This is a genomic window from Candidatus Allofournierella merdipullorum (genome assembly GCF_048426865.1).
Lineage (GTDB): Bacteria > Bacillota > Clostridia > Oscillospirales > Ruminococcaceae > Allofournierella_A > Allofournierella_A merdipullorum.
The window spans coordinates 21,425-27,564 of the sequence record NZ_DBFNWJ010000005.1; the positions used below are offsets into that span (position 1 = coordinate 21,425).

The window sequence follows — 6,140 nt, forward strand, 5'->3', positions numbered from 1 at the left end:
ATGCCTCCTACTAATTCAATTCTTCCTGTTGGAAGTTTGCATCATAATCCCGTGCAAGGCGCAAACAGCGTTGGCGTGTCTGGAGGTCGATGCGGGGCACCAACCCGACGCAGCTGGCATTCAGCGAGGCGGTCACCGCGCCGATCATGGACGCGTAGCGGGGGCTGTGCCCTTCGCACATGGCGTAAAACGCCGCCGCTGTGCTGGAATTTCCGCAGCCCGTGGGGTCTTTGGAGCCAAACACGTCGATCATGGGGGAATAGTGCGCCTTGTGGCCGGCGATCATATAGGCTCCCTGGGTACCCGCCCGGAAGAAGGAGGGGCAGTTGAGGGCGCACATGTATTCCAGCGCGTCCTCCAGGTCACGCACGCCGGGCACGATGCCCTTGACCTCCTCGCAGGAGAGGGAGAAAAAGTCCACCCAGTGATCGGTGACCTGCCGGATGTATTCCGGCATATCGGGGATGCTCTCGTCTGGGTCCATCTCGTACCCCACCAGCAGCCCCTTGGCCCGCTCCGCCTGCAGCTGCTTCAGCAGCTCCGTCAGGTCGGCGCCGATCAGATGCAGCGCCTTTTCCCCCGGGCCGCGCAGGAACGGTTCCACCAGCTGCCAGTCCGGCAGGTCTCCCCCGTTCATATAGTTGGGGTCACCTGGGCCCATGGCATGGGTGCCGTTGGGCAGATAGAACAGATCGGCCCGGTTTGTGTGCTCGAACCGGGGGATGAACCCGTCCGCGGCGATCCCGTTCTCCGACAGCCAGTTTCCGTAATACTCCGGGAAATCCCGGCCTGTGTAGGCTGCGGCGCCGCAGGCGTCCGTCCATATCTTCAGGCCCGCCACCGCGTACATCACCCCGCCGCCCAGGCGGATCTCCGGCTGGGCCTGCTTTCCGTGAGGCATCACCCGATCTACCACGACCTGCCCGCAGACCATATACTGACGCATCTTTCCACCTCCTTGTTGTGTTACAGATTCAAAAGTGTCAGGCTCACCACCGTGACCACAATGGCGAGCTTCTGCATCGCGTTGGTCTTTTCCCGGAACAGCAGCATTCCCGCCAGGGAAACGACCACCAGATTGCCCACGGCATTGGTGGGGAAATAGATGTTCGCGGGGACCGTCTGCATGGCCATCAACGCCAGATAGCTGCCCGCCACGTTGGGCAGCCCCAGGATAATGCCGCCCGCAATATCCCGCCAGGAGATGGTGAACCTGGTGCCGGTGCGGATGCAGGTGCGGGCGGTGTGCGCCACGCACAGCAAAAACGCCGTGGTGAAGATAACACTCACATACAGGCTGTCGAAGCCTTCCATGGTGTAATACACCGCGCACTTGCCGTTGATTTCCATCAGGCCGCCGGTAAGTACAAGCGCGGCCAGCAGCAGCGGCTTTTTGGCGCCGCCCGCGTTCTTCAGGCCGCCCGAGGCCAGCAGGATACCGGCGATCGCCAAAAGGATGCCGATAAACTGCAGCCCGGTGGGGATTTCCTTCCACACAATGGCCGCGGTGAAGGTGGAGATCAGAAAACCGAACTTGCCGAACAGCGCGGTGAGGGTGGCCCCGTTGTAGATCACGCTGCTTTTGGTGTTGAAAAGGTCCACGATATAGTAGACTCCCGAAAAGAACCCTACGATCATCAGCAAAAAGCAGGTGTTTCCGGGCGTTTTTGCGGTCAGCAGTGTGGAGATATCGGCACTCATCAGCCGGGCGGGCAGGCCCGCATACAAACCGGCCTGCCCGCATAACACGCCTGATACCACTGCCGCAAGCAAATAATTCACCAGGATCAGATTGTCACTGTTCAGCCTGAGCCGGTCCGCCACCTTGAACAGGATCGTAACCAGGCTGGACAGCAGAACCCCGATTATCAGATAGATCATAGTTCACCTGTCACCCGTTGGTCGCCTCGTTTTCCTTGGCAAGCGGCAGCGCGTGCCTTTTACGCCGCGCCGCTGTCGGCCTGCTCACCCTTTCTCTTTTTGATAAACCGCTCGCCGTTGGGCAGTTTTACCAGGTACCGCACCGGCAGCGCCATGATGATCAGGAACGAGAACATACAGGCAATGATCTTGTCCGGCACATCCGAGATCAGCCGGACAACGGCAATGGCCAGCAGTTTGGGCATGCCCGCCTCGTACAGAGGAATGCCCAGCACCACGGACAGCCACCCGGCATCGAAATCCAGGCCGAAGGCAAGGTAGGTGGTGATCGCGCCGCCCAGGCCGCCGATCACCGAATAGAAGGGCGAGGTGACGAGTGCTTTGATAAAGGAATCGAAAGCGCCCTTTTTGCCCATGAAGCCGGCGATCACGCCAAACACGATGTTCAGCGGTGCGAAGAAGATGGCCGTGGGGTCGGTGATGCAGTTCACCAGATTGGACAAAAAGCCCACGATCGCGCCTGCCCAGGGCCCGCAGAGGGTGCCCACCACGATGGTGCCGATGGAGTCCATGGAGAGAGGAAGCTTCAGCATGATGGCAAACAGCTGAAAGCCCACCAGATTGACCGCCACGCCGATGGGGATCAAAAACAGTGTCAAACGTCCGATTTTCTTACTCATTGCTCTTTTGTCTCCTTTCTCGTGCCAATTTCTCAGGGGAAAATATTGTCGCCCCTCCTCTTATGCCTCAATATTACCAAATATCTTGTAAAATCTGTGATTCTTTATATTAATATTTACCAAATTTTGTGGAGGTGTAAATTTACACAATTTCGTCGTCGGTGTTCAGATAGGAATTCCAGTAGGTGTTGGCAATGTAGCGGATCAACAGCATAAGCCCGGTGAGATCCGGCACATTGTAGTTTTTAAAATACTTGTCCTCGCTGCTGAACACCAGCGCTTTGTCGGCAATGCGGCGCAGGGTGTTGTCGGTGTCCATGGTGATGGAGATGATGACCGCGCGCTTCTGGTGTGCCAGCCTGGCCAGGTCGGTGATCCAGGAGGACTCGCCGGTGCAGCTGATGAAGATGGCCACATCCCCTTCCTTCAGCCGGCTGACACTGTATTCCGAATCCATCAGGATATGAAAGCGCATCTCGATGTTGTCGCTGACCCGGCTGAGATACTTGGCCAGCAGTTCGCAATAGTATTGGCTGTCCCCCATGCCGAACAGGGCTACACGACGGGCGTTGTACACCATGGTCAACACGTCGCGCAGCATTTTTTTGTCGATCAGGCGCACTGTGCGCAGAATGTGCTTGGACAATTCTGGTTCCAAAAAACGCTTGATCTTTTTGAGTTCTTCCTGCTCCCGATCCCCGTGCTGCGCCGCGAGGGAATACTTCAGTTCGGAGAACCCCTTGTAGCCGAGTTTTCGCGCCAGACGTACAACTGTGTTGGGGCAGATATAGAGATCCTTCGCGATCTTGTTGATGGATATATCGCTGATGCCTCCGGCGTTCAGCCGCAGGTAATCCACAATATCGTCCTCAACATCGTTGAGTTTCAGCATATGCAGCGAGACCCTCTCCTCAAAGGACATGGGTCCGCTGTTTGTCTGTTCGGGGCTTTTTTCCTGTGGCATAACTGTTCCTTCCCTCATTGTTTGTTTCCGTCGGCCTGGCTGTGGCTGCAGATGAGTTCCACCATTTCGTCGCAGTGGAGTACCCGCTCGTCGTCCCATCCCAGGAGGTGGGCAATCTCCGCGATGCCGGGGCGGCGGATGCGGCATTCTTCCAGCGCCTGGTCGTTCCAGAACACATCCCGGGCACAGGCGTCCAGCACAACATTTTTGTGGGCCATCGCCACCACCCGGTCAAAGTTGTCGGCGACAAAATCCATATCGTGGGAGATGGTCACCACCGCGACCCCCTGCCCGGTCATCTCCCCGATGATTTGCCGAAGGATGGCATTGCCTCGGCTGTCCTGGCCGGCGGTGGGTTCGTCCAGAACGATGTACCGTGGCTGGGTGGCAATGACCGCCGCAATGGTCAGAAACTTGCGCAACGGCAAGGGGATGTCGTAGGGGTTGGTCTCCCGGTACGCCTCCAGCCCGGTGAGCGCCAGAGCGTGGTCGGTGCGGCGTTTGATCTCCTCCTCGGCGACCTTTGTGCGTTTGAGCATGTACTGCACCTCGGACACCACGCTTTGGTTAAAGATCTGATCGTCCGGATTCTGGAAAACATAGCCCACAAATTTCGCGATCTGGGCGGTGGTGCGTTCGCGGGTGTCCACCCCGTCCACCAGCACCCGCCCCTTGGTGGGCTTGTGGATACGGTTCATCAGTTTTACCGCAGTGGTCTTTCCCGCGCCATTCTGCCCCACAATGGCGACCTTTTCCCCCTCGCTGATGGTGAGATTGATATCCTCCAATGCAGTGTAACCGTTGGGATAGGTATAATACACGTGTTCAAGCTGGATCGACATATGAGCAACCCTCCTTCACAGTCCGCGCACAAGGGCGGCGGCCTCGCTGTTGGTAATCGGGATCCGGGGCAAGGCACAGCCTGCCGCCCGTAGCGCATGGCCAAGCCGGGCCGCCGCCGGGACGGGTGCGCCCCATTCCTGCAGGCGGGGATCGGAAAGCACCGTGCGGGTATCGCCCTTCATGGCGATACGGCCATCCTTCATCACGATGACCTCGTCGCAGTATTCCGCAATCAGGTCGATCTTGTGCTCTACCAGAATGATGGTCTTGTCCCGCCCTTTCAGCAGCTGGATGATTTCAAACACGTCCTCCGTGCCCTCCGGATCCAGCTGGCTGGTGGGCTCGTCAATGACCATCACGTCTGCGTCCATGGCGATGATGGAAGCGAAGGCCACCCGCTGGCATTGGCCGCCGGACAGCTCCAACGGGTTTTTGTCCAGCAGGTTTTCGATGTGCAGCGCGCGGCACACCTCCACGATTCGCCGCATCATTTCCTCCCGCGGAATGCCCAGGTTCTCCAACCCGACACCCACCTCTTCGAACACAGTCTCACGAATGCCGCTCATCTGCACAAAGGGGTTCTGAAACACAAACCCGATTTCCACGGCCAGCTTCTGGTCATCGATTGTGCGCACATCCTGTCCGTCGATCAACGCCTCGCCCTCCAGCGTACCCAGGTAAAAATGAGGGCACAGGCCCCGGATCAGATTGCACAGCGTGGTTTTTCCCGCGGCGTTTTCGCCGATCACGCCGTAGAATTTGCCCCGCTCGAGCACAAGGTCGAGGTGGTCCAGCGCCGGATGATCGGAAAGCGGATAAGTATAACGGACGTCCGTCATCTTCACAAATTCTGTGCCTGCCATATCAAATACCTCCTCTCACATGATGCCCGTGATCTTGGCATAGACGGCCCAGGCCATTCCCAGCACGCACGCGACGTCCACAAAGGCCACGAACACCTTTTCCCAGGCCGGGACCGGGCGGAAAAGCCGCAGATAGGTGTGGCCCTTTTCATTCGCGAACGCGCGGGATTCCATGGAAATACATTTTTCCTCCGTGTAGGAGATCGCGCCCAGCACCATGGGGCTGATGGTGGGAAAGGCCGATTTAAAGCGCACCCACAGGTTTCCTTCCGTCTCGATGCCTCTCGCCTTCTGGCTCTCCAGAATGGTGCGCATGTTGTTGGTGAGCTCCGTGATGGTTTTGAAGGAGACGAGCACGATGTAGGAAGTGGAAGGCTTGACCCAGCCCTTTTGCTCCAGCGCCAGCATAATGTCGCGCATCGGCGTGGTGAGGAACAAAAGAAACAGTGCCCCGGAGAATCCCAGCAAAAACGCGGACATGTCCAGCCCGTTTTCCAGCGCCGCGTCGGTTACTGAAAACCCGAACACCTGGAACAGCGGGTCGCCCTCATTGCGATGGATAAAAACACGGGTGACCGTCATAAACACACCGAGAAACACCACGCACACCGAGAACATTTTGATGAACGAGCGGAAAATGCCCAGGTATGCCGCCAGCAGAAGATAGGCTGCGATGGCCACCGCGCCGAATCGCCAGTCCTTGAAAACCATGGCCGTAACGCCGATCACAAGCCAAACGTTTATTTTGTTGAGAGGATTCAGATCCTTTAACCAGTTCCCGTAAAGTTGGTAACCCTGGTATTTTTTCACAATGTCTTCTGTCATTCCATTCATCTCCGTGTTGTCTTGGCTGGGTATGAAAGTGGAGTTGGGTGGATTTTCCCTCCTTACATTGTAAAATATATACAT

7 protein-coding genes are annotated in these 6,140 nt (G+C 57.3%); all 7 read right to left on the reverse strand.

Going from position 1 to position 6,140, the window contains the following annotated elements:
• Positions 1-10 precede the first annotated feature (10 nt).
• Positions 11-946, reverse strand: a complete 936-nt coding sequence (locus tag ACMNAY_RS01200; RefSeq protein WP_418718072.1) for a carbohydrate kinase family protein — start codon at positions 944-946, stop codon at positions 11-13.
• A gap of 20 nt (positions 947-966) precedes the next feature.
• Complete coding sequence (locus ACMNAY_RS01205; RefSeq protein WP_418718073.1) at positions 967-1,881, reverse strand: hypothetical protein; 915 nt, start codon at positions 1,879-1,881, stop codon at positions 967-969.
• Positions 1,882-1,940: 59 nt separating this feature from the next.
• Positions 1,941-2,561, reverse strand: coding sequence for an ECF transporter S component (locus ACMNAY_RS01210; protein ID WP_418718074.1), 621 nt, complete (start codon positions 2,559-2,561; stop codon positions 1,941-1,943).
• A gap of 142 nt (positions 2,562-2,703) precedes the next feature.
• The gene (locus tag ACMNAY_RS01215) at positions 2,704-3,525 is read right to left on the reverse strand and encodes a MurR/RpiR family transcriptional regulator (protein ID WP_418718075.1); all 822 of its coding nucleotides are present in this window, start codon (positions 3,523-3,525) and stop codon (positions 2,704-2,706) included.
• Between the two features lie 14 nt (positions 3,526-3,539).
• On the reverse strand, positions 3,540-4,367 hold the full coding sequence (locus tag ACMNAY_RS01220; RefSeq protein WP_418718076.1) for an energy-coupling factor ABC transporter ATP-binding protein: 828 nt from the start codon (positions 4,365-4,367) through the stop codon (positions 3,540-3,542).
• Positions 4,368-4,382: 15 nt separating this feature from the next.
• A complete protein-coding gene (locus ACMNAY_RS01225; RefSeq protein WP_418718077.1) occupies positions 4,383-5,231 on the reverse strand; it encodes an energy-coupling factor ABC transporter ATP-binding protein in 849 nt (282 codons plus the stop codon).
• 15 nt (positions 5,232-5,246) lie between these two features.
• Positions 5,247-6,056, reverse strand: coding sequence for an energy-coupling factor transporter transmembrane component T family protein (locus ACMNAY_RS01230; RefSeq protein WP_418718078.1), 810 nt, complete (start codon positions 6,054-6,056; stop codon positions 5,247-5,249).
• Between the last annotated feature and the right edge of the window lie 84 nt (positions 6,057-6,140).

Excerpts from the sequence above, each read along its gene's own strand:
- ACMNAY_RS01200 (WP_418718072.1), bottom strand. The coding sequence starts at position 946 with ATGCGTCAGTATATGGTCTGCGGGCAGGTCGTGGTAGATCGGGTGATG.
- ACMNAY_RS01230 (WP_418718078.1), bottom strand. The coding sequence starts at position 6,056 with ATGACAGAAGACATTGTGAAAAAATACCAGGGTTACCAACTTTACGGG.
- ACMNAY_RS01225 (WP_418718077.1), bottom strand. The coding sequence starts at position 5,231 with ATGGCAGGCACAGAATTTGTGAAGATGACGGACGTCCGTTATACTTAT.
- ACMNAY_RS01220 (WP_418718076.1), bottom strand. The coding sequence starts at position 4,367 with ATGTCGATCCAGCTTGAACACGTGTATTATACCTATCCCAACGGTTAC.
- ACMNAY_RS01205 (WP_418718073.1), bottom strand. The coding sequence starts at position 1,881 with ATGATCTATCTGATAATCGGGGTTCTGCTGTCCAGCCTGGTTACGATC.
- ACMNAY_RS01210 (WP_418718074.1), bottom strand. The coding sequence starts at position 2,561 with ATGAGTAAGAAAATCGGACGTTTGACACTGTTTTTGATCCCCATCGGC.
- ACMNAY_RS01215 (WP_418718075.1), bottom strand. The coding sequence starts at position 3,525 with ATGCCACAGGAAAAAAGCCCCGAACAGACAAACAGCGGACCCATGTCC.